Below are 20,891 nucleotides of genomic sequence, written 5' to 3' on the forward strand. Positions count from 1 at the left end.
GATGTAAAAAGTCAGGACCAGCGGCGGAAGATCAACGAGGTGTTGACGCCGCCGAAGGCAAAATTGTTGTTCATCACGTAGTCGTGGTGCATCTCGCGAAACTCACCTTGCAGGTAATCCAGCTCGCCGCACTGCGGGTCGACGGAATCCAGGTTGAAGGTGTGTACGTACTGGTCGCGGTTCATCATCTCGATGCTGAACCACGACTCCAGCGCCCCGCACGCGCCCAGGGTGTGGCCGAGGAAGCTCTTCTGCGAGCTGATGGGCATGCGGCTGCCGAACAGGCTGTTGGTGGCCAGGGTTTCGGCGATGTCGCCCTGGTCGGTGGCGGTGCCATGGCCGTTCACGTAGCCGATGACCGAGGGCTCGAGCCCGGCGTCTTCCAGGGCCAGCTCCATGGCGCGGCGCATGGTTTTCTGTTCCGGGCGCGTGGTGTGCTGGCCGTCGGCGTTGCTGCCGAAACCGACAATTTCGGCGTGGATATGCGCGCCACGGGCCAGGGCGTGTTCCAGTTCTTCGAGCACCAGCATGCCGCCGCCTTCGCCGATCACCAGGCCGTCGCGGCCGCTGTCGTAGGGGCGCGGGCTGGTCTGTGGCGCATCGTTCTTCAGGCTGGTGGCGTAGAGCGCGTCAAACACCATGGCTTCGGTGGGGCACAGCTCTTCGGCGCCGCCGGCGAGCATCAGCGGCAGGCGTCCGAACTTGATCGCCTCATAGGCATAACCGATGCCCTGGCTGCCGCTGGTGCAAGCGCTGGACGTGGGAATCAAGCGCCCGGTGAGGCCAAAGAAGATGCTGATATTCGCCGCCGTGGTGTGGGGCATCATGCGGACATAGGAGTTGGCGTTCAGCCCCTCGGCCACCGAGTTGAGCAGCATGTTGCCGAACGCCTTGATCTCGTCGGTGCTGCCGGTGGACGAGCCGCAGGCCACGCCCATGCGCCCGTCCTTGATCGACTCGTCACCGAGCAAGCCGGCGTCTTTCAGCGCCTGCTCCGCCGCCCACACCGCCAGGCGCGATACGCGGCCCATGCTGCGCAGTTGCTTGCGGGTCCAGTGCGCGGGCACGACGAAGTCGTCGATCGGCCCGGCCAGGCGCGTGTTCAATTCGCTGAAACGGTCCCACTCGTCCATGCGCCGGATGCCGCTGCGGTTGGCGCGAAAGTTGGCGGCGATGGTGTTCCAGTCGCTGCCCAGGGAGGTGATGCCGGCCATGCCGGTTACGACCACGCGCTTCATCAACACAGACCTCCGTTCACGGCCAAGACCTGGCGGGTGATATAGCCGGCTTCGGCCGACATCAGGAAATTCACCGCGCCGGCCACTTCTTCCGGCGTGCCCATGCGCTGCGCCGGGATCATTTTCATCAGCTCTTCGACCGGCACGTTTTCATCGAGCATCGCGGTGTCGATCAGGCCCGGTGCGACGCAGTTGACGGTGATCTTGCGCTTGCCCAGCTCGATGGCCAGGGCCTTGGCCGCGCCGATCAGGCCGGCCTTGGAGGCGCTGTAGTTGACCTGGCCGCGATTGCCGATCAGCCCGGACACCGAGGTGATGCACACGATACGCCCGGCGGCGCGACGGCGGATCATCGGCATCATCACCGGGTGCAGCACGTTGTAGAAACCGTCGAGGTTGGTACGCATCACCACGTCCCAGTCGTCTTCCGACAAGGCCGGGAACGCGCCGTCGCGGGTCAGGCCGGCGTTGAGCACCACGCCGTAATACGCGCCGTGTTGTTCCACGTCGGCTTCGAGGATTGCCTTGCACTCGGCCCGCTCGGAAACGTCGAATTGCAGCACCCGCGCCTTGCGGCCCAGGGCTTCGATCTCGACCTGCACCGCGTCGGCTTCTGCTCGACCGCTGCGGCAATGCAACACGATGTCGTGCCCGGCCTGCGCCAGGCGCAGGGCAATGGCGCGGCCGATGCCACGGCTGGAGCCGGTGACCAGTACGGATTCAGTCATGGCGTTTCGTCCTTCGATTCATCTAAATAGGTGGCCGCCTGGGGCGGTCGAAATACGTTCAAGCGGGCGCTGGCGTGGATACCGTCGCCGGTCAGGTGGCATTCGAACACACCCATGCCGTTGTCGTCTTCCAGGGAGCGCAGGCCGTGGATGGTCAACTCGGCACCGGCCGGGAAGTGCTCCACGTTGCACTCGAACTTACGCGTGCCCAACAGGAAGCCCAGCTCCACCGCCTGGCCGTTCTGGCGCGCGCGGCAACCGGCATAGGCGGCGACGCTTTGCGCCATCAGCTCGATGCCGACCCAGGCCGGCAGGCTGCCGTCGGGGCGGTTGAACAAGCCACCGGGCTTGACGGTGAGGCGGGTGTGAATCTGCTCTTCGTCGAACGACAGCACCTGGTCGATCAGGATCATGTCGCCCGCGTGGGGCAGCAGTGCGGCGAGTGGCCAATCGATCATGGGGCCTCTGCGATAATCAGGCTGACATTATTGCCGCCGAAGGCAAACGAGTTGCTCATCAGGCAGCGTTTTTTCAAGGTGTCACCTCGGCGTGCCCACTGCAAGGCGGGCAGCGCCGGGTCGGCCTGGCCGTCCCATACGTGGGGCGGCAGCCGGCCGTGGGCCAGGCTCAGCCAGCAGAACGCCGCTTCCAGCGCGCCGGCCGCGCCCAGGGTGTGGCCGCTCATCGGTTTGGTCGAAGAACAGGCCACGCCGTCGGGGAACAGGTTGGCGACGGCCAGGCTTTCCATGGCGTCGTTGTGTTGGGTGGCGGTGCCGTGCAGGTTCAGGTAGCCGATCTGCTCCGGCTTCAAGCGCGCGCTGGCCAGGGCCTTGCGCATCGCCAGCAACGCGCCTTTGCCAGTGGGCTCCGGCGCGGAAATATGGTGTGCATCGCAACTCGCGCCACTGCCTAGCAGCGCGATGGGGGCGGGCTCGCGAGTCATCAAAAACAACACCGCCGCTTCGCCGATGTTGATGCCGTTGCGGTTCACCGAAAACGGGTTGCAACGCTCGCTCGAGACCGCCTCCAGCGCGGTAAAGCCGTTAAGCGTCAGCTTGCACAGGCTGTCGACGCCGCCGCAGATCACCGCATCGCACAGGCCCAGCTCCAGCAGGCGCCGGGCACTCATCAACGCGCGGGCGCTGGAGGTGCAGGCGGTGGAAATCACATAGGCCGGGCCGCTCAGTTGCAGCCAGTCGGCGAGGAAGTTCGCCGGGGCGCTGAGTTCCTGTTGCTGGTAGTCGTAGTCGTCGGGGAACCGATGATCGCTCAGGTAACGGGCAATGCCGCGACTGGCTTCGTCGATGCCCGAGGTGCTGGTGCCGAGCACAATGCCGACCCGCGCCGCGCCGTAGCGTTGGATCGCCTGGCGGATCTCGCTGTCGATCTGCAACGCGGCTTCGAGCAGCAACTGGTTATTGCGGCTGCTTTGCTGGCCCAGCTCGGGCGGGATGGTCGCCAGTGCGCCCGGTACGCCGGCAACCGGCAACACGCACTCCGGCACCCAGTCGCTTTCGGCGCGCATGCCGGAGCAGTCGCCGGCAAACAGGCTGCGGCTGACGTCGGCCTGGCCGCGCCCGAGAGCGCAGATCACGCCGAGGGCATTCAGATACGCGGTCATCGCGCCATTCCCAGCGGAGTGATGCGATAGCTCAGCGGTTGCCCGCGCATGTTCACGCGGAACACCTCGGATGACTGATAGACGATTTGCCAATGGCCCGGCAGGGTGCGTGTCAGGTCCATCGCTTGGGCGTTCGGGTACAGCGCGCGGAGGTCATCCGCCGAAGTCAGTGCAAACAGCAACGCGGCGAACAGCTCGCGCGCCTGGGGATTGGGCGGCAGCAACCCGTCGGCCTGCCACTGGCCGTCGATCAGCTTCTGTCGGGCCTGAGGGATGCCCAGCGGGTCCATCATCGACCAGCGGATCGCGTTGCCTTCGCGCTGGATCACCAGCAACCAGTCCTGGCTCTGGCCGTCCGCCAGGCGCTGCACGTGCAGTTGCATCGGCAGGGCCAGGGCCGGGTTTTTTGCCGGCAAGGGCGGTTGGCTGGCGCAGGCGCTCAGCAGCAACAGGCAGCCGATCAGCAGCGCACGCATCATGGTGCCGCGCTCGCCAGGGGTTTGCGTGCCACGCAGTTGACCAGGGTTTCTTCGCGCTGGCCCACCGGCGGAGCCTGGCGCAGGCCCCAGCGTTCCAGCAGGCCGAAATCGCTGGCCCGGCTCCACCACAGGTATGGGTAGGAGACGTTCTGCGCGCCGAATTCAAAGCCCTGCTCGTGCAGCATCTGCAGGTACTCTTCGGCGCTTTTCTGCACCTGCATGGGGTGGCGGAACAGCCAGCGAATCACCCAGGTGTCGATATAGGCTTCGGTGGACTCGGCAAACAGCAGATAGCCGCCGGGCTTGAGGACCCGGTAGAACTCTTTCAATGCGCGGTGCTGCTCAACCAGATGATGGAAGGTCTGGTGGCAGAACAGGATATCGACGCTGGCGTCGGCGACGTCGAGGGTGGCGCAGTCGCTGCCGATCAGCTCGACCTCCAGCCCTTGGTGCGCGGCTTCCGCCTTGCTCAGCTCAAGGCTGTGCGGGTCGGCATCCAGCCCGATCAGGCGGGACGGCGCAAACACTTGCTGCAACAGCTTGAAGGATTTGCCCTGGCCGCAGCCGGCGTCCAGCAGTACCGGCGCCACCGGCAGCGGTTCGCTGAACAGGCTGCGCAGGTCGTTGATCGCCACGCGCAACACATGGTGCTGCCAGGTGTGGCTGCGCAGGAACCAGAAGCCGAACTTGGTTTCTTCGACGTAGTTCTTACTCAAGTACTGACTGCTCACACGGCATCCCCTGCACAAATTTCCGACAACATCCGTAACCGCCGCTTGGGCTCGCTGACAAACGGGTTGCGCTCGTCCCAGGCGTAGCCGGCGAGGATCGAACTGATCATCCGGCGAATCTCCGGCGAGCTGCCAGCGTGAAAAATAACATCCTGGAACGTCCCGGCGTACCAGCCTTCGACGTAGCAGCGGAAGGTGTCGACGCCGCGCTTCAACGGCTCGGCAAACTCGCGCTGCCAGTCCACGGTTTCGCCGTTGAGCTGACGATGCAGCACGCCCGCGGCCATGCTCGCCGAACGCATGGCGATGGTCACGCCGGAGGAGAACACCGGGTCGAGGAATTCTGCGGCATTGCCCAGCAGCGCGAAGCCCGGGCCGTGCAAGGTTTTGACGTTGGCCGAGTAGCCGCCGATGGTACGCGCGGGGGTGTCCCACACGGCGTTCTGCAGCACGCTGCTGAGGCTTGGGGTTTCGTCGATGAACCCGCGCAGGCACGCGTCCAGGTCGTTGTCGCGGCCGGCAAAATGTTCCTTGGCCGCCACTACGCCCACGGAGCAACGGCCGTTGCTGAACGGGATGGTCCAGAACCAGATGTCGCGCTGGGTCGGGTGGGTCGTCACGAGGATCTTGGTGCGGTCGAAGCCTGGGTGTTCGATGCGGTCCTCGACATGGCTGAACACCGCCTGGCGCAACGGGAAATCCGACGGCGCTTCCAGGTCCAGCAGGCGCGGCAGGACGCGGCCGTAGCCGCTGGCGTCGAGCACGAACTTGGCTTTGATGTGGTACTCGCTGCCGTTCTCCCGGCGCACATGCAGGTAGTGGGTTTCACCGCTGAAATCCACGCCGACGATGGTTTCGCCGTAACGGATGTCGACGCCTTGCAGCGCCGCCTGATCGGCCAGCAACTTGTCGAACTCGCCGCGCTGCACCTGGAAGGTGGTCGGCTTGCCGTGGCTGAACGTATCGCCGAAATCAAACGCACTGTAGCGCTCGCCCCAGGCGAATGCGGCACCGGTTTTCACCTGGAAACCCGCGGCCTGCACGGCGTCGAGCATGCCGGCCTCTTCGATAAAGTCGATGCAGTGCGACAGCAGGCTTTCACCGATCGAAAAACGTGGGAAATGCTGGCGCTCGATAATCAATACATCATGCCCTTTACGCTTTAACAGCGCTGCAGCGATGGCACCGGACGGGCCGGCACCGATCACCACCACCTGGCGACGTTCCATTTCAACTATGGGCACGAGGGCTCCTTGCCGCTTTGGCGATAATCACATTCATGAGGCGTGCTTCTGTCGGCCGGCCCAGGGCGCCAGCATAAAGCTGAAGGCCAGGCCCAGGCTGACCGACAGGCCGAAATTACTCACCGCGGGTGTACTCGACAGCGCCAGCAGGCCGAACGACAACCAGGTCGTCAGTGCCGCCAGCAGTGTTCCTAATAGGCTGACCGCAGGCCCGCCGATCTGTTCACGCATCAGGATCGCGTAGTCGACGCTGATGGCGGTGACCAGCAGCAGGCCGAACAGGCTGAACAGCGTCAGCGGCTGGCCCAGCCAACCGAGGCTGGCCAGGCTGCACAGCGCGGCCAGCAACGGCAGAGCGACGATGCGCAGCGCGCCGCCAAAGCCGAAGGGCACGATCAGCAACAGCACGATCAGCCCGCACGACATCAACTTCAATTCAGCCGCGCTGATCTGCGTGGCGGCGAACACCCGGTTCAACTCCCCCAGGCGATCCACCAGTTGCACCCCCGGCAAATCCGCGGCCTGCACCTGCAGCAGCGCCGGGTCGCTCAAGCCTTGCAGGCTGATCATGGCTGCCACACCGCCGTCGACCGGGCCCAGCCACAGCGTGCGCCAGGGTTCGGCCAGCGGCCCGAGCAGTGCAGCGTCGATGTCTTGGGTGGGCAGCGCTTGCAGTTGAGCGACTTCGGCTTGCAGCGCGCCGACGGGCACGCCGAGGTCGAGCAGCGGTTGCCAGTGCGCGGGAAGTGCATTCAGCGCCTCGCGCAGCTGTTGTTGCTCGGCGGGCAGGTTGACCAGTTGGTTCAGCGCCAGATAACCCTGGAGCTTGTCCATATTCACCAGCTGTTCCAGGCGCTGGCCCAGGGCGGCCTGGCGTTCCAGCAACTGCTGCTGATTGTCGGCGCGCACCAGGAAGAACTGGCTGGTGGGTTGGAACCCGGTGATCCGCGCCACGGCCTGGGCTTCCTGCAGTAATTGCGGCGGGGCGCCGATCCACTGGCGCAGATCGTTTTTACTGTTCAACTGCCACAAGCCGCCGGCGCAAAACAGCAGCACCCACACCAGCAGCACCGCGCTCGGCACGCGCTTGATCAACCCGGAACGCATCAGCCACAGGCGCTCGGCGATGTGCAACGGCCATTGCGCCGGGCGCAGGTCGACACCCTTGAGCAGCGCCGGCAACAGGCACACGGCCGACAGGTACGCACCGACCAGGCCGGCAGCGGAGAATACGGCGATCTGGGTCAGCGCCGGGAACGGCGTCCAGGCCAGCGCCAGGTAACCGATGCAACTGGTCGCCAGGCTCAGGCTCAGGCCCGGCAGGGTCAGGCGCAACGCCGGCCAACTGCGCCACGGCTGCAGGCTCCAGCTTTTCGACAAATAGTGCAGCGGGTAGTCCACCGCCACGCCGATCAGGCTGGAACCGAGCACCAGCGTCATCACATGCATATGCCCGAACAGCGCCACACAGGCCACCGCGCCGAACAGCATGCCCACCAGCACCGGCACGAAGGCCAGCAGCACGCGCCAGCGGCGGAACGCCAGGAGCAACAGCAGCAGAATGCCGAGGGTGGCGCCGCCGCCGACCCAGGTGATTTCGCGGCTGGCTTGCTGTTGCCCGCTGGCAGCGTAGAGCAAACCGCTGGCCGCGAGCAGTTGCGCGCCGTGCTCGGTGGCCTGGGCGCGACTGGCCTGGAGCAGGTCCGCGACCTGCAGCGGCAGTTTCATATCGAAGGCATTGCCGGTGGTGCGCGCACGCAACAGCACCCAGCTCTTGCCGTCGGCATCGGCGATCAATGCGCCGCTGCCGATATCCAATTGCACCGCGCCGCTCTGCGGCTGGCTGTTCTGAATGCGTCCGGTCAGGCCCAGCCAGTCGTCCTGGCTCGGCACCAGGCTGAACCCGGTGAACGGGTCGAACAGCGCTTGCACGCGCTGCTGGATGAAGGCGTCGGGGTGGTCGATCAGTTGCTCGCGGTCCTTGGCCGCGAGCATCGACAAACGCCCGCGCAACAATTGCGCGCGCAGTGCCGGCAGGTCGGCTTGCAGGTTCCATTGGACCTTTTCAAACAGGCCGCTGGCTTGCCAGCGCGCGCCCAGTTGCTCGGCCACGTTGACCGCTTGCTGGCGGTCGGCGTGCCCCACGAGGACCAGGATTTCGCGGTTCAACGGTTCCTGCATGCGCTGTTCGGCTTGCAGTTCGAGGGCGTCCGGCGTGTTGCCCGGCACCAGTTCCATCAGGTTGGCCGACAACGGCGCGCCATGGCGCCATTGCCAGCCGGCCAGGGTCAGCACGGCCACCAGCAGGGTCAGGAACAGGCGCGGCAATAAACGCTCACTGGGCAAAGTCGTGTTGCTCCGCATCGCTCAGGGGAAGGTCGGCGCTGCTGTCCTGCATGCGCAGCACGGTGCTGTCGCCCTGGGTTTCCAGCAGTTCGATGCTGTGGACCAGCGTGCCGCCGTCGATATTGATCTGCTTGAACACTTGCTTGAGCAGCAGCGAGCGCGGGGTCAGCGTCAACTGCCACTGCTCGGCTTCGCCCTGCAGTTGCAGGTCGAAGTCACGCTGCAAGCCGCTGCTGTCGCCCTGCAGCACGGCGAGGAACAGGCGGTTCTGCTCGGCCCCGGCGCTCTTGTTCGGCAGCGTCTGCCAGCCATTGGCGTCACGCCGCGCAATGCCTTGGGTACTGATGCGGTAATCCTGTTGCAGCGGGGTTTTGAGCAGCCACAGCAGGCCGTGGTCTTTGGCCAGGACGAAGGTGCCTTTGCTGACCAAGGGCTGCGGCAGGGCGCGCAGGTGTTTTTCCTGGATGAAGCTGCCGTGGATCACGCTGGGTTTGGCCAACTGATCACCCAGTTGCTGTAAGTCGAACCCATGGGCCGCCGCCGAAAAACCAAACAACGCGAACACTGTAGGAGCGAGCTTGCTCGCGAAAAACCTGAGGGCACCGCGGGGTGTCAGGTGGCCAGCATTATCGTTGACGATCTTCGCGAGCAAGCTCGCTCCTACGAGGGTCAGCATTTCAGGGCCTTTTCGACGGCGTGGGTGAAGACGGTGGGTGAGGCCAGTTGCATCTCGCGGCTGGCGATGCCCACCGCCACTTGCACGGTCATGGCGCGGGTCAAACGCTCGCCGCTGGCGAGATCGGTGATCAGGTAATTGACCTTCAAACGGTTCTCCCACTCCACCAGGCTGGCGCGCACGTTGAGCGTCTGGCCGAAGGTGGCGCCGCGCACATAGCGCAGTTGCATGTCGATCACCGGCCAGGCGTAGCCCGACTCGAGCATCGCTGCGTAGTTATGGCCGATCTTGTCGAGCAGGGCGCAGCGGGCGATTTCCAGGTACTTCACGTAGTGCCCGTGCCAGACCACGTTCATGGTGTCGATGTCGAAAAACGGCACGAGGATTTCCGTGTCGCAATGCAGTACGCCCGGGCTACGCATGCAGCCTCCAGTGTTGCTCGGCGATGCGTTGCAGGCACAGGCGCAGCTCGCCTTCGAGGGCGCGGTCTTCGATCACCGGCGGGAAGTCCTTGGCCAGTTCGCTGTGCATCGCTGCCAACGCCGGCGGCAACGGGCGCGCCTCGGCGGCCTGGGCGCGCAGCCACACGCCCTGGTTGGCGGCGAGCAGGGTGGCGGCGGCGACCTGTTCGGTCAGCTCCAGCACACGGATCGCATCGCGGGCGGCGATGGTGCCCATGCTCACTTTGTCCTGGTTGTGGCACTCGGTGGAGCGTGAAAACACGCTGGCCGGCATGGTGTTCTTCAGCGCTTCGGCGGTCCAGGCGCTGGTGCCGATCTGCACCGCCTTGAAGCCGTGGTTGATCATCGCGCGGTCGGCCGGGGCGCCGGACAGGTTGCTCGGCAGGCCGTGGTTGTAACGCACGTCCACCAGCAGGGCGAGCTGGCGGTCGAGCAGGTCGGCGACGTTGGCCACCAGGGTCTTGAGGCTGTCCATGGCGAAGGCGATGTGCCCGCCGTAGAAGTGCCCGCCGTGCAGCACGCGCTCTTCTTCAGCGTCGATGATCGGGTTGTCGTTGGCGCTGTTGAGTTCGATCTCGATGAACGAGCGCAGCCAGTTCAGGCTGTCGGCCAGCACGCCGAGAACGTGGGGCGCGCAACGCAGCGAGTAGCGGTCCTGCAAACGGTGCAGCGGCGCAGTCGGCGCATCGATGGCCAGGTCTTGGCGCAACCACGCGGCGACTTGCATCTGCCCCGGGTGCGGCTTGGCGGCGAACAGGCGCTCGTCGAAGTGTTCCGGGTTGCCTTGCAGCGCCACCACGTTCAGCGCGGTGATGCGCGTGGCCAATTGCAGCAGGTAATCGGCGCGGGCGAAGGCCAGGCAGGCGAGGCCGGTCATCACGGCGGTGCCGTTCATCAGTGCGAGGGCTTCCTTGGGCCGCAGGACCAGCGGCGCCCAGCCCAGTTCGCGGTGGACGTCGATGGCCTGGCGGCGTTCGCCACGGAACAGCACGTCGCGTTCGCCGGAGAGCGTCGCGGCCACGTAGGACAGCGGCGTCAGGTCGCCGCTGGCGCCCACCGAGCCTTCTTCCGGGATCAGCGGCAGTACGTCGTGTTCGAGGAACGCGTGCAGGCGTTCGAGCAGTTCCACGCGCACCCCGGACACGCCGTGGCACAGCGACTGCAAACGCGCCGCGAGCACGGCGCGGGTGGCTTGCGCGTCGAGCAACTTGCCCAGGCCGCAACCGTGGAAGGTGTACAGGTGCCGCGGCAGGGCTTCGACGTGCTGCAACGGCACCGCCACCACGCACGAGTCGCCATAGCCGGTGGTCACGCCGTAGATCACGCCTTCCTTGTCCAGCAGCGAGTCGAGGAACTGCGCGCCCTTGGCGATGCGCTGGCGATACGCGGCATCATCCTGCAAGTGCGTGGGCGCCTGACGATTGGCCAGGGCCAATACGTCTTCAATGCGCAAAGCGCGTTCGCCAAACGTTACCGGCTCAAGATGCGTCGTCATCGGTCTTCCAGAAAGGGTAAAAGTTGAACCATTGTTGGGGCGCTTCCAGGCAGAACTGGCCCAGGCGTGCGGCGTAGCGTGCGGTCCACAGGGTGATGACCTGTTCGCGGGTGCTGCGTTTCCATTCGATCAGTTGGGCAAACGGTTCGATGCTCAGGCGATAGCGGCCCTGGTGCTTGAGGCACATCAGCAGGTTGACCGGGCATTTCAGCAGGCCGGCCAGCAGCCACGGGCCCTGGGGGAAGGCGGCGTCATGGCCGAGGAAGTCCACGCGCACCGTGCGCCCGCCGTGCAGTGGCACGCGGTCGCCGGCAATCGCCAGCCATTCGCCGTCGTCCAGGCGCTGGCTGAGCAGCAGCATGGTCGCCGGGTCCAGCTCGCTGACCTGGATCAGGCGCAAATGGGTCGCGCCGGCTTCGCCCAGCAGGCGGTTGAAGCGTTCGGCGTGCTTGGTGTGGACCAGCACGTTCATGGTGACTTTTTCGCCGATCTCCGCGAGCGCGCGGCACACTTCGAGGTTGCCCAGGTGCGCGCCCACCAGCATCTGCCCGCGCTCGCCGCGCAGTTGCCCACGCAATTGCGCCGGGTCGTGGATTTCGATCTGCTCGATGCGCAGCTTGCCGTTCCACACGTCGAGCTTGTCCAGCAGCGCATCGGCAAATGCCATGAACTGGCCGAAGACTTTGCGCAGGGTCGGGCGCAGCTCATCGCGGCCGCTCCATTGCGCCAGACGCTGCTGGTATTGCCAGGTGCTCTGGCGCGCGGTGCGGCCGAACAGGAAGAAGTACAGCACGATGCCGTACAGCAGCGGGCTCAACAGCCGGCGCCCGAGCAGCCTGGCGGCGACTGCGGTGAGTTTCATCAGCCAGAAACTGCCACGCTCTTCGCGGTCGGCCCAGTGTTTGCTGCTGTCGCTCATGCCTGCCACCGTCGCCACAGAATCATCGGTGCGCGCACCAACATGCCGAAGAACAGCCGGGTGTGCATGGCCGAGATACGCACGTTGTCGCGAAACAGGCGGAAGTGCGACAGGCCGTCGGCGGGGTAATGCACCTTTGTCGGCAGCCAGCGCATCGGCTGGTTGCGCCAGGCCAGGCGCACCAGGATGTCCGAGTCGAAATCCATGTGGGTGCCGATGTAGGCCGAGTCCATCAGCGCCAGGGTCGGCCCCAGCGGGTACACGCGAAAGCCGCACATCGAATCGCGAATCTGCAGCGACAGGGTGTTGATCCACACCCACACGTGGGTCAGGTAGCGTGCGTACAGGCGGCCCTTGGGCACGCTGTCGTCGTATTCGGGGTAGCCGCAGATCACCGCCGTGGGGTGTCGGCGCGAGGTGTCGATGAAGCTCTCGACTTCGCGTAGGTCATGTTGGCCGTCGGCGTCCACTTGCAGGGCATGGGTGAAGCCCAGGCGCGCCGCTTCGCGAAAGCCGGCCATCACCGCGCTGCCCTTGCCTTGGTTGTTCGGCAGGGTGAGCAGGCTGACGTTGTCGAGGGTTGCCAATTGCGCCAGCACCGCCGCGCACGCCGGGCTGCTGCCATCGTCCACCAACAGGCATGGCAGGCCGCTGTCGAGCAGGCTGTGGACCACGGCCGGCACGGCGGTTTCATGGTTGTAGACCGGGATCAGGGCGCAGGGGTTATGCATGCGCAGGCTCCAGTTGAATCCGGCCACTGGAGCAGGCTGCGACGCCGCTGCGGTAGGCGAAATACAGCTTGCTGCGTTGCGGGTCGAAGCGCAGGTGCAGTTCGACGTGGTCGCCGGGGCGCACCAGTTGCTGGAACTTGAGCACTTCCATGCCGGCAAAGGTCGCCGGCAGGTCGAGCAGTTGCTGGCCGAGGTTGAACGCCCACTCGACCTGCACCACGCCCGGCAGCACCGGCGTCACCGGGAAGTGGCCGCTGAAGTAGGCCAGGTCCGGCGGGATGCTCAGTTGCAAGGTCCATTCGCCATCGGCTTCGACTTGCTCCAGCACCTCAGGGGCTTTCGGCCGGGGCGCCAGCAGCAGCGCTTCGATCTCGGCCTGGGGCAGCTTGCCTTGGCTGTTCAGCGGCAACTGTCGCAGTAAACGCCAGCGACGCGGCAAGGCCAGGGCTTCGCAGTGTTGGCTCAAGTGTTGGCGCAGGGTTTGCGTGACGGTACGCCGGCCCTGGTTGCGCAGGGCATGCAGGCCGTCGGCGCTCAGCACCACGAGAGCGCCGAGGCTGGCGCGGTTTTCCTGGACCACGCCCAGGCGCGTTTCGGCGACCCAGGGGTGCGCCATCAGGGCCTGTTCGAGCATGGGCAGGGAGATACGTTTTTCTTCCAGTTTGACGATGCGATCCAGGCGCCCGAGCAGCTCGAAGCGGCCGTCGGCATGCAGGCGGGCGGCGTCGGCGGTCTGTTCGATATGCCCGGCGGGCAGGTACGGCGAGGCAATACGCAGGGCACCGTCGGCGTCCTGGCTCAGTTCTACCCCGGCGAACGGCTGCCACGGCTGCGCGCCTTGGCGCCAGGCAATGCCGCCGGTTTCCGAGCTGCCGAGGATTTCCGTCGGCCATTGTTGCAAGCGTTCGTACAGGCTGGCGGCTGCGTCGATGGGCAGGGCGCCGCCGGAGGAGAACACCCGCGACACTCGGCTCAGGGCCGGCCAGTCGAGGTTGTCGCCCATCCGCTTGAGCAGCGCCGGGCTGGCGACCCAGGCGAACCGTGGGTGCTCGCGGCTGGCGCGCTGCAAATCCTCCGGGAAGGCCAACTGGCGGCGCACGAAGCTGCGGCCGGCGCACAACGGCCACAGCACGCGGAACAACAGGCCGTAGATGTGTTGGGTGGCGACGCTGCCGATGATGCAGGCGTCGTTGAGGTCCGCGCCCCACAGCGTTTCCAGGGCCTGCACCTCGTTGGCCAGCTGGCGCAGGGTCTTGTCGATGCGCTTGGGTTCGCCGCTGGAGCCGGAGGTACACAGGCTCAATTGGCACGCATCCAGGTCGAGGGCGGCCGGGCTCAACGGCGCCTGATACAACGCGTCCAGGTCCGCGGCGTCGGTCAGCCAGGTGTCGACGGCGTCGGCCCAGCGTTGGCGAGTCTGCGGTTGCAGGTCGGCGGGCAGCAACACGCCGACCCCGGCGCGCCAGGCCCCCAGCAGGGCGATCGCCAGCAGGCCGGCGTCTTCCAGATGCACCGCCACGCGCTGGATACCGCGCGCGTGCAGGCCTGCCGCCAGGCGCAGGGATTGCTCCCACAGCTGGGCGTGATTCATCGCAGGCTCGGTGGTGACCAAGCGCTGTTCCAACGGCTCAAGCAGCAGGTGCTCAAGTTTCAACCCATTCATACGCGGCCTCGAACCCTTTGTCGTACCAGCCATTCCACGGCAAACAACAGCCCCATCAGCCCGTAGGCGATCAGGCCGTTGTACAACGTCCACCAGCTCAGCGGCGCCCACAGGGTGAGGGCGGCGGCCAGCAGGCCATTACACAGAAAAAACACGCTCCACACCACGGTGACCTGGCGCGTATACACAATGGCTTTCGGCGGCAGTTGCGGGTCGGTCATGCGTGCCAGGCGCTCGACCATCGGCGGGCCGTATTTCAGGCTCAGGCCGAACAGCGCCAACATGAACGCGCTGACCAGGCTCGGGTACCAGCGCAGCAGGTGCGGGTTGTCGAACCAGGCCAGGGCCAAGCAGAACAGGATGATCGCCACCGCCATCCAGCGGCTGCCGGGGCGCCGCGCACCCGTGAGCGCACGCAGCAACCACAGGCTGCCGAGCAGCAGGCCGAATTGCCACGGTGCAAAGTGCTCGGTGCCGTAATACACCGCGAAAGGGTACAGCAACCCCGCCAGCAACAGGCCAAGGCCGATCAGCCGGCTCATGCGGCCGGTTGGACCAGACGGTACACCGCCTCAACCACGTCGTTCACGGTACGCACAGCCTTGAACTCTTCGGCGGCGATTTTTTTGCCGGTCTGGCGTTTGATGTGGTCGATCAGGTCCACGGCGTCGATGCTGTCGATTTCCAGGTCCTGGTACAGGTTGGCTTCGAGGGTGATGCGTTCAGGTTCCAGTTCAAACAGTTCCACCAAGGCAGCGCGCAGGGTGTTGAAAATATCGTCACGAGTTTGCATGGTACGGTCTCAAGCTGCCTGTTTGGCCGTGACGAACGCCGCAAGGCTGGCCACGTTGGTGAAGTGATTGCGGGTGTCCTTGGCGTCGGCATCGATCTTGAAGCCGTACTTTTTCTGGATCGCCAGGCCCAGTTCCAGGGCGTCGACTGAGTCCAGGCCCAGGCCTTCGCCGAACAGGGTTTGGTCGCTGTTGATGTCGTCGACGCTGATGTCTTCCAGGCCCAGGGCCTCGATGATCAGCGTCTTTATGTCGTGCTCAAGGCTGTTTGAGTTGCTCATCTTCGGCGAGCTCCTTAATAAAATAGTGATGCAGGTAATCGTTGAGCTTGCGTGAGGCCTGGGGCGCGGGGCCGAGTGCGGCGAACGCTTGTGGTTCTATATCGGCACCCACCCGTAAACTGAAGTGAAAGCGGCGTTTGGGAATGCGATACCAGGGTTCGGCCTTGGTCAGGGTGGTCGGGCTGACCTTGATTACCACGGGGGTGATGATTGTCGCACCACGCAACGCAATCGCGGCGCCGCCGCGATGAAAGGCAGGCGCCGCACCGGGTGTGGTGCGGGTGCCTTCTGGAAAGATGATCAGGGTCTGACCTTCGCGCAGCGCATCGGCGGCGGCGTCGAGCATGTCCGCGCTGCCGTCATTGCTGATGTAGCCGGCATCGCGCACCGGCCCACGGGTGAACGGGTTTTGAAACAGGCTCTGCTTGACCACGCAGTTGGTCTGGCGCATCAGGCCGATCAGGAACACCACGTCGATCAGTGACGGGTGGTTGGCGACGATCATCTGGCCGGGGCGCCCGAGTTTGTCGGCACCGTCGACGCTGAACGTGAGAATGCCCAGGCGCTGCATCCACCGAATGAACAACCAGAACAGGCGACTGATGGTATGCCGCGCGCGCCGTTGGTGCTGGCTGGCAGTCCCCGGCAGGCAATTGAGCAACGGAAACACCAGTAAGCGCAGGCACAGCCCGCCGACGCCAAACAGCGCGAAGCTGGCGGCGGTGGCGAACAGGCGCCAGTAGTAGGCGTCCCGTGGCTTGTCGTTCAGGGCTTGCGTTGCCAGTTCCATACGCGGTTCTTCCAGGCGTGTTGGCAGGCGCCCTGTTCGGTCAACAGGGTGCGTAGCAGGTTCAGGGCATGAGGCCACTGGGTGTGAGTGTGTTGGACCGTGCCGGTGCGCAGTTCCAGTTGCCACTCGTCGCCCGGCGTCAGTAACAGGCCGAGGGCGTAGGGGAAGGGCACGTCGTGGATCCAGTTGGCGTAGGCCTCGGGGGGCTGTTCCTCGCTGATCACCAGCAATACCGCCGGGGCGCCTTCGTTGAGCAGGGCCGCTGCTTCGAGCATGCCGTGTTCCAGGCCATCGCCGGCGGCGGCGAGGGCGGTCATTTCGCTGGTTTCATTGCGCAGGATCGACCACAGGCCAATCACCGCGTTATGCACCGACAGGCTGAACTGGGTCGGCGACAGCGGCTGATCGTTGGCCAGGTCGCTGAGGATGTCGAGGGTGCGCGGGGTTTCGCCGTGGCGGGAAACGAACACCAGCGGCAGGTCTTGCAGGCCCTCGGCCAGCGGCCAGCCCACGCTGAAAGCCATGCGCGCCAGACGGCTCAGGCGGCGGCGCTGCATGGCCGGTAAAAACGAGACGTCGGGGGAGGCTTCGCTGGCGGGCAACAACACTGGCGCCTGGCACCAGGCGCGCCAGTCGTCCGCACTTTCGAGGCCCGGAGCCCAGGCGCGCCATTGGCTGATATTGAAATTGATCACTGAGAAGATATCCCGCCCCTGCGGGCTTCCATGCGCGGCCACTGGCCCCGAATACCGGGACAGGGAGCAGCAGCCGAATGGCGCGCATTATCCCGGTGCTGTGGGGTTCTAGCAAACTTTGGTAAATATTTGTTCACGGCCGATTACAATTTGCTGGGGAAGATTTACAGATTGTCCTTTACTGAGAACCGAGCTGGATTGTCGGACTGTTCCTTTTCATTTGTACGTTAGATGCTAGCCCGGACCATTAATGCAGCAGTGCATGGATGAACGAGGTAGCTAACCGGCGCTTTTGCCCTCTACACTCGGGCATTCATTGGTACACGGAGGTTTTTCCATGCGGCGCGTGGTGTTCAATCAAAAAGGCGGGGTTGGCAAGTCCAGCATCGCCTGCAACCTGGCGGCGGTCAGCGCCAGTGAAGGTTACCGAACCCTGTTGGTGGACCTCGATGCACAAGCCAACTCTACTCAGTACCTCACCGGGCTGACCGGCGACGATATACCGATGGGTATTGCCGAGTTCTTCAAGCAAACCCTGTCTTCGGGGCCGTTCGCCAAGAAAAACCGGGTGGATATCTACGAAACGCCCTTCGACAACCTTCACGTGATCACCGCCACCGCTGAGCTGGCGGACTTGCAGCCCAAGCTCGAAGCCAAGCACAAAATCAACAAGCTGCGAAAGCTGCTGGATGAACTGAGCGAAGACTACGACCGGATTTACCTGGATACCCCGCCAGCGTTGAATTTTTATGCGGTTTCGGCGCTGATTGCTGCTGATCGTGTGTTGATCCCCTTCGATTGCGACAGTTTCTCGCGCCAGGCGTTGTATGGCCTGCTGGCGGAAATCGAAGAATTGAAGGAAGACCACAACGAAGGCCTGGAAGTCGAAGGCATTGTGGTCAACCAGTTCCAGGCGCGGGCGAGCTTGCCGCAGCAGATGCTCGATGAGTTGATTGCCGAAGGCTTGCCGGTGCTGCCGGTGTACCTGGCGAGTTCGGTACGCATGCGTGAGTCGCACCAGCAGAACAAACCGCTGATCCACCTGGACCCACGGCACAAGCTGACGCAGCAGTTTGTGGAGTTGCATAACCTGCTGGAAAACGCCTGACCTAAAGCACCACACTGGCCTGCGTTGTGCTCAAGGTCGAGTTACACCCCTTGGCTACGCAACCAGCTCATCAACTGCGGTAACGGAAACGCCCCACTCTGACGCGCCACTTCGCGGCCGTTCTTGAACAGAATCAAGCTGGGAATCGAGCGAATCCCCAACTGCGCCGACAACTGCTGATTGGCCTCGCTGTCCAGCTTGGCCAACCGGCACTTGCCTTCCAACTGCGCAGCGGCCTGCTCGAAGATGGGTGCGAACGACTTGCACGGCCCACACCAATCGGCCCACACATCCACCAGCAACGGCAGGTCGCCCTTGATCTGGCTGGCGTAGTCGCCCTGTTTCAGTTCAAAAGGTTTGTTCAGCAGCACCGGCTGCTTGCAGCGCCCGCACTTCGGCGCATCGCCCAGGCGTTCGCCGGGGATGCGATTGAGGCCGTTGCAGTGCGGGCAGGGAATGACGAGAGGGTTGGACATGGTGGCGCTCCTTTGAGACTGGCCAATAGATCCTATTTGGAGTCAGGTCTGGGGTTTATCAAGGCGTGGGAGCGGTGACTCATCCGTTCACAGTTTCTGCCATGTCGATGTGAAGCCGCTTATCTAGGCTGTTGGAGCGCGTTCTGTTTCCCGCCATCTGTCTGTTTGCGGTTATAGCAAATTGCGATAGTTTGAGTTCGGGTTTAACCTTCATAGCAAGATGCGATAAGGATGTTGCATGCGAGTGATTAGTGAGAAAAGGATCTGGGAAGCAAAGGAAAAGTGGCCGCGCTCAGCGAGTGCTTTGGATGAGTGGTACCGACGGATAAAGCGCAATAGCCCAGGAGATTTCGCGTCAATGAAAGGCATTTTTCCTGCGACGGATAAAGTCGGGCAGTTCCATGTGTTCGACATCGGTGGCAATAAACTGAGGTTAATTGCTTTCGTGCGGTACCCAGCACAACGAATTTACATCAAGCATCTGCTCGATCACCGCGAATACGAACAAGACAAGTGGAAGGAGACAATCAGATGAGCGCACTCATTCAGCTCGCCGCTGAACATTGGCAATTTGTTTCACCATTACTGCGCAAGCCAAAAAACGAGGCGGATTACGATGCACTGGTTGCTGCCCTCGACGAGTTGCTGGATTTGGTCGGGGAGGACGAATCAAATCCGCTTATGAGTTTGGTGGATATTCTCAGTGACTGGATCGAAGCCTACGATCACGAGCATCGTCCGATGCCCATCGTCAGTGGTGTTGACGTGTTGCGCGCGATGATGCGCGAACACGGCTTGAATCAAAGTGATCTGCCAGGCTTAGGCAAACAGTCAGTCGTTTCCGAGATTCTGAGCGGTAAGCGTAAGCTCAATCTGCGACAGATTAAATGGTTGGCCGAACGCTTTGGGGTTTCCGTGGAGACGTTCATCTAGCCGACTCTACGAAGAACAACTGATCTCCAAATGCTTGCCCCAATCCGGCGGCCGCTGCGCGTACTGCTCCATCCCGGCCTGCTCCTCGAACGGTTTGCGCAACACCTCATGCAGCCGCCGCACTTCGCTGTAATCCCCAGACTCGGCGGCGGTGATAGCGTTCTGTGCGAGGTAGTTGCGCAGGATGTACAGCGGGTTGACCGCATGCATCCGTGCTCGGCGCTGTTCTTCGCTGTACTCGCCATCACGCGCCACGCGGGCCTTGTACGCATCGGCCCAGGCATCGAAGCCGTTCCTGTCGACAAACTCGTCGCGCAACCGCGCCACTGCGAGCGCCGCCGGTTCATCGCCCAGGCGGCGGAAGAACAGCGTGTAGTCCACGCCGCTGTTCTGCATCAATTGCAGCAGGCGCTCCAGCAGTTTCTGGTCATCGTCTTCGGCGCTGGTCAGCCCCAGCCGGCGGCGCATCAGGTCCAGGTAGTGCGCCTGGTACAGCGGCAGGTACAGGCCGAGGGTTTCCTTCAAGGCGTCGACGCTGATAAACGGTGTGAGCGCCTGCGCCAGCGCGCTGAGGTTCCACTGCCCGATCGGCACTTGATTGCTGAAGGAGTAGCGCCCTTCATGATCGGAATGGTTGCAGACGAAGTGCGCGTCAAAATCGTCGAGAAACGCAAACGGCCCGAAATCGAAGGTGATGCCGAGGATCGACATGTTGTCGGTGTTCATCACCCCATGGCAGAAGCCATAGGCCTGCCATTTGGCGATCAGTGCGGCGTTGCGTTCGACGACTTCGCGGAACATCGCCAGGTACGGTTCGGGCTGTTCCCGGCACTCGGGGAAGTGCAGCTTCAACACGTGCTCGGCCAGTGCCGCCTGCTGCTCGGTCTTCTGGGTGTAGTAGAAGTATTCGAAATGACCGAAGCGCACATGGCTACGGGCCAGGCGCAACACCATCGCCCCGCGTTCCTGCTTCTCGCGCCAAACCGGCGTGCTCGAGCCGATCACACACAGCGCCCGGCTGCTAGGGATGTTCAATGCATGCAGGGCTTCTGATGCCAGAAACTCCCGAATCGAAGAGCGCAGCACGGCGCGGCCATCGCCCATCCGCGAGTACGGCGTCTGCCCGGCGCCCTTGAGGTGCAAGTCCCAGTGTTCGCCGGCGCGGTTATACACCTCGCCGAGCAGCAAGCCACGGCCATCGCCCAACTGCGGGTTGTAGGAGCCGAACTGATGCCCGGAATACACCATCGCCCGCGGTTCGGCTTCGGCCCACAGCTTGTGGCCGCCGAACAGTTCGGCGAACACCGGCGTTTCGGCCACGGCCGGGTCGAGGTCGAGCAGGGCCATGGCGGCGTCGCTCGCCACGACCAGGCGCGGTTCGTCGAGGGGCTCGGGCAGGACGTGGGTTGAGAACGCGTCGCCCAGGCGTGCGAAGCGATTGTCGAAGGTCAGTTCGTCGAGGGCTTTCACCGGCCATCTCCAGCA

24 protein-coding genes are annotated in these 20,891 nt (G+C 63.9%); 3 read left to right on the forward strand and 21 right to left on the reverse strand.

The genetic code is table 11. The features are described from left to right. Positions 1-11 precede the first annotated feature (11 nt). The 19 genes from C8K66_RS23285 to C8K66_RS23375 are packed head-to-tail and all read right to left on the reverse strand — an operon-like array spanning position 12 to position 16,889. On the reverse strand, positions 12-1,238 hold the full coding sequence (locus C8K66_RS23285; protein ID WP_046384962.1) for a beta-ketoacyl-ACP synthase: 1,227 nt from the start codon (positions 1,236-1,238) through the stop codon (positions 12-14). Further along, the gene (gene fabG / locus C8K66_RS23290) at positions 1,238-1,966 is read right to left on the reverse strand and encodes a 3-oxoacyl-ACP reductase FabG (RefSeq protein ID WP_057003639.1); all 729 of its coding nucleotides are present in this window, start codon (positions 1,964-1,966) and stop codon (positions 1,238-1,240) included. The genes C8K66_RS23285 and fabG overlap by 1 nt, the downstream gene beginning before the upstream one ends. Next, positions 1,963-2,424 (reverse strand): hotdog family protein, encoded by a 462-nt coding sequence (locus C8K66_RS23295; protein ID WP_017849846.1) that lies wholly within the window; start codon positions 2,422-2,424, stop codon positions 1,963-1,965. Before C8K66_RS23295 ends, fabG begins: the two co-directional genes overlap by 4 nt. Then, a complete protein-coding gene (locus tag C8K66_RS23300; RefSeq protein ID WP_057003640.1) occupies positions 2,421-3,587 on the reverse strand; it encodes a beta-ketoacyl-[acyl-carrier-protein] synthase family protein in 1,167 nt (388 codons plus the stop codon). Before C8K66_RS23300 ends, C8K66_RS23295 begins: the two co-directional genes overlap by 4 nt. Next, entirely contained in the window at positions 3,584-4,066 is a 483-nt protein-coding gene (locus C8K66_RS23305) for a hypothetical protein (RefSeq protein WP_108526047.1), read from the reverse strand. The genes C8K66_RS23300 and C8K66_RS23305 overlap by 4 nt, the downstream gene beginning before the upstream one ends. Then, entirely contained in the window at positions 4,063-4,797 is a 735-nt protein-coding gene (locus C8K66_RS23310; RefSeq protein ID WP_108526049.1) for a class I SAM-dependent methyltransferase, read from the reverse strand. The genes C8K66_RS23305 and C8K66_RS23310 overlap by 4 nt, the downstream gene beginning before the upstream one ends. Beyond that, complete coding sequence (locus C8K66_RS23315; protein WP_026140390.1) at positions 4,794-6,041, reverse strand: NAD(P)/FAD-dependent oxidoreductase; 1,248 nt, start codon at positions 6,039-6,041, stop codon at positions 4,794-4,796. Before C8K66_RS23315 ends, C8K66_RS23310 begins: the two co-directional genes overlap by 4 nt. Positions 6,042-6,074: 33 nt before the next feature. Further along, positions 6,075-8,405, reverse strand: a complete 2,331-nt coding sequence (locus tag C8K66_RS23320) for an MMPL family transporter (protein WP_108526051.1) — start codon at positions 8,403-8,405, stop codon at positions 6,075-6,077. Next, positions 8,377-9,063 (reverse strand): outer membrane lipoprotein carrier protein LolA, encoded by a 687-nt coding sequence (locus C8K66_RS23325; protein ID WP_108526053.1) that lies wholly within the window; start codon positions 9,061-9,063, stop codon positions 8,377-8,379. Before C8K66_RS23325 ends, C8K66_RS23320 begins: the two co-directional genes overlap by 29 nt. Continuing rightward, on the reverse strand, positions 9,057-9,485 hold the full coding sequence (locus tag C8K66_RS23330; protein ID WP_108526055.1) for a thioesterase family protein: 429 nt from the start codon (positions 9,483-9,485) through the stop codon (positions 9,057-9,059). Before C8K66_RS23330 ends, C8K66_RS23325 begins: the two co-directional genes overlap by 7 nt. Further along, positions 9,478-11,019 carry a histidine ammonia-lyase gene (hutH, locus tag C8K66_RS23335; RefSeq protein ID WP_108526057.1) on the reverse strand — a complete coding sequence of 514 codons (1,542 nt, stop codon included), beginning with the start codon at positions 11,017-11,019 and terminating at the stop codon, positions 9,478-9,480. The genes C8K66_RS23330 and hutH overlap by 8 nt, the downstream gene beginning before the upstream one ends. Further along, complete coding sequence (locus tag C8K66_RS23340; protein ID WP_108526059.1) at positions 11,003-11,938, reverse strand: glycosyl transferase; 936 nt, start codon at positions 11,936-11,938, stop codon at positions 11,003-11,005. The genes hutH and C8K66_RS23340 overlap by 17 nt, the downstream gene beginning before the upstream one ends. Then, entirely contained in the window at positions 11,935-12,669 is a 735-nt protein-coding gene (locus tag C8K66_RS23345; RefSeq protein ID WP_079442695.1) for a glycosyltransferase family 2 protein, read from the reverse strand. The genes C8K66_RS23340 and C8K66_RS23345 overlap by 4 nt, the downstream gene beginning before the upstream one ends. Then, entirely contained in the window at positions 12,662-14,332 is a 1,671-nt protein-coding gene (locus tag C8K66_RS23350; protein ID WP_108526061.1) for an acyl-CoA synthetase family protein, read from the reverse strand. Before C8K66_RS23350 ends, C8K66_RS23345 begins: the two co-directional genes overlap by 8 nt. Beyond that, on the reverse strand, positions 14,329-14,874 hold the full coding sequence (locus tag C8K66_RS23355) for a membrane protein (protein ID WP_017849834.1): 546 nt from the start codon (positions 14,872-14,874) through the stop codon (positions 14,329-14,331). Before C8K66_RS23355 ends, C8K66_RS23350 begins: the two co-directional genes overlap by 4 nt. Then, positions 14,871-15,125 carry an acyl carrier protein gene (locus tag C8K66_RS23360; RefSeq protein WP_017849833.1) on the reverse strand — a complete coding sequence of 85 codons (255 nt, stop codon included), beginning with the start codon at positions 15,123-15,125 and terminating at the stop codon, positions 14,871-14,873. The genes C8K66_RS23355 and C8K66_RS23360 overlap by 4 nt, the downstream gene beginning before the upstream one ends. Before the next feature lie 9 nt (positions 15,126-15,134). Continuing rightward, entirely contained in the window at positions 15,135-15,404 is a 270-nt protein-coding gene (locus C8K66_RS23365) for a phosphopantetheine-binding protein (RefSeq protein ID WP_046384951.1), read from the reverse strand. Beyond that, the gene (locus C8K66_RS23370; protein ID WP_104904072.1) at positions 15,382-16,194 is read right to left on the reverse strand and encodes a 1-acyl-sn-glycerol-3-phosphate acyltransferase; all 813 of its coding nucleotides are present in this window, start codon (positions 16,192-16,194) and stop codon (positions 15,382-15,384) included. The genes C8K66_RS23365 and C8K66_RS23370 overlap by 23 nt, the downstream gene beginning before the upstream one ends. Further along, the gene (locus C8K66_RS23375; RefSeq protein ID WP_046384950.1) at positions 16,170-16,889 is read right to left on the reverse strand and encodes a beta-ketoacyl synthase chain length factor; all 720 of its coding nucleotides are present in this window, start codon (positions 16,887-16,889) and stop codon (positions 16,170-16,172) included. Before C8K66_RS23375 ends, C8K66_RS23370 begins: the two co-directional genes overlap by 25 nt. 337 nt (positions 16,890-17,226) lie before the next feature. Between C8K66_RS23375 and C8K66_RS23380 the strand changes: the two genes are divergently transcribed. Next, the gene (locus C8K66_RS23380) at positions 17,227-17,997 is read left to right on the forward strand and encodes a ParA family protein (protein WP_017849829.1); all 771 of its coding nucleotides are present in this window, start codon (positions 17,227-17,229) and stop codon (positions 17,995-17,997) included. A 41-nt stretch (positions 17,998-18,038) separates the two neighbouring features. Here the strand turns inward: C8K66_RS23380 and trxC are convergent, their stop codons facing one another. Further along, positions 18,039-18,473 carry a thioredoxin TrxC gene (gene trxC, locus C8K66_RS23385; RefSeq protein WP_017849828.1) on the reverse strand — a complete coding sequence of 145 codons (435 nt, stop codon included), beginning with the start codon at positions 18,471-18,473 and terminating at the stop codon, positions 18,039-18,041. 238 nt (positions 18,474-18,711) lie between these two features. On the opposite strand from trxC, the gene C8K66_RS23390 reads away from it, so the two are divergent. Together C8K66_RS23390 and C8K66_RS23395 are read left to right on the forward strand one after the other, a co-directional pair. After that, a complete protein-coding gene (locus C8K66_RS23390; RefSeq protein ID WP_017849827.1) occupies positions 18,712-19,008 on the forward strand; it encodes a type II toxin-antitoxin system HigB family toxin in 297 nt (98 codons plus the stop codon). Then, the gene (locus C8K66_RS23395) at positions 19,005-19,406 is read left to right on the forward strand and encodes a type II toxin-antitoxin system HigA family antitoxin (protein WP_046384949.1); all 402 of its coding nucleotides are present in this window, start codon (positions 19,005-19,007) and stop codon (positions 19,404-19,406) included. The genes C8K66_RS23390 and C8K66_RS23395 overlap by 4 nt, the downstream gene beginning before the upstream one ends. A 6-nt stretch (positions 19,407-19,412) precedes the next feature. Here the strand turns inward: C8K66_RS23395 and selO are convergent, their stop codons facing one another. Next, positions 19,413-20,876, reverse strand: a complete 1,464-nt coding sequence (selO, locus tag C8K66_RS23400; protein ID WP_057003646.1) for a protein adenylyltransferase SelO — start codon at positions 20,874-20,876, stop codon at positions 19,413-19,415. Positions 20,877-20,891 lie beyond the last annotated feature (15 nt).

The organism is Pseudomonas sp. GV105, from assembly GCF_003058185.1.
GTDB classification, from domain to species: Bacteria; Pseudomonadota; Gammaproteobacteria; order Pseudomonadales; family Pseudomonadaceae; genus Aquipseudomonas; species Aquipseudomonas veronii.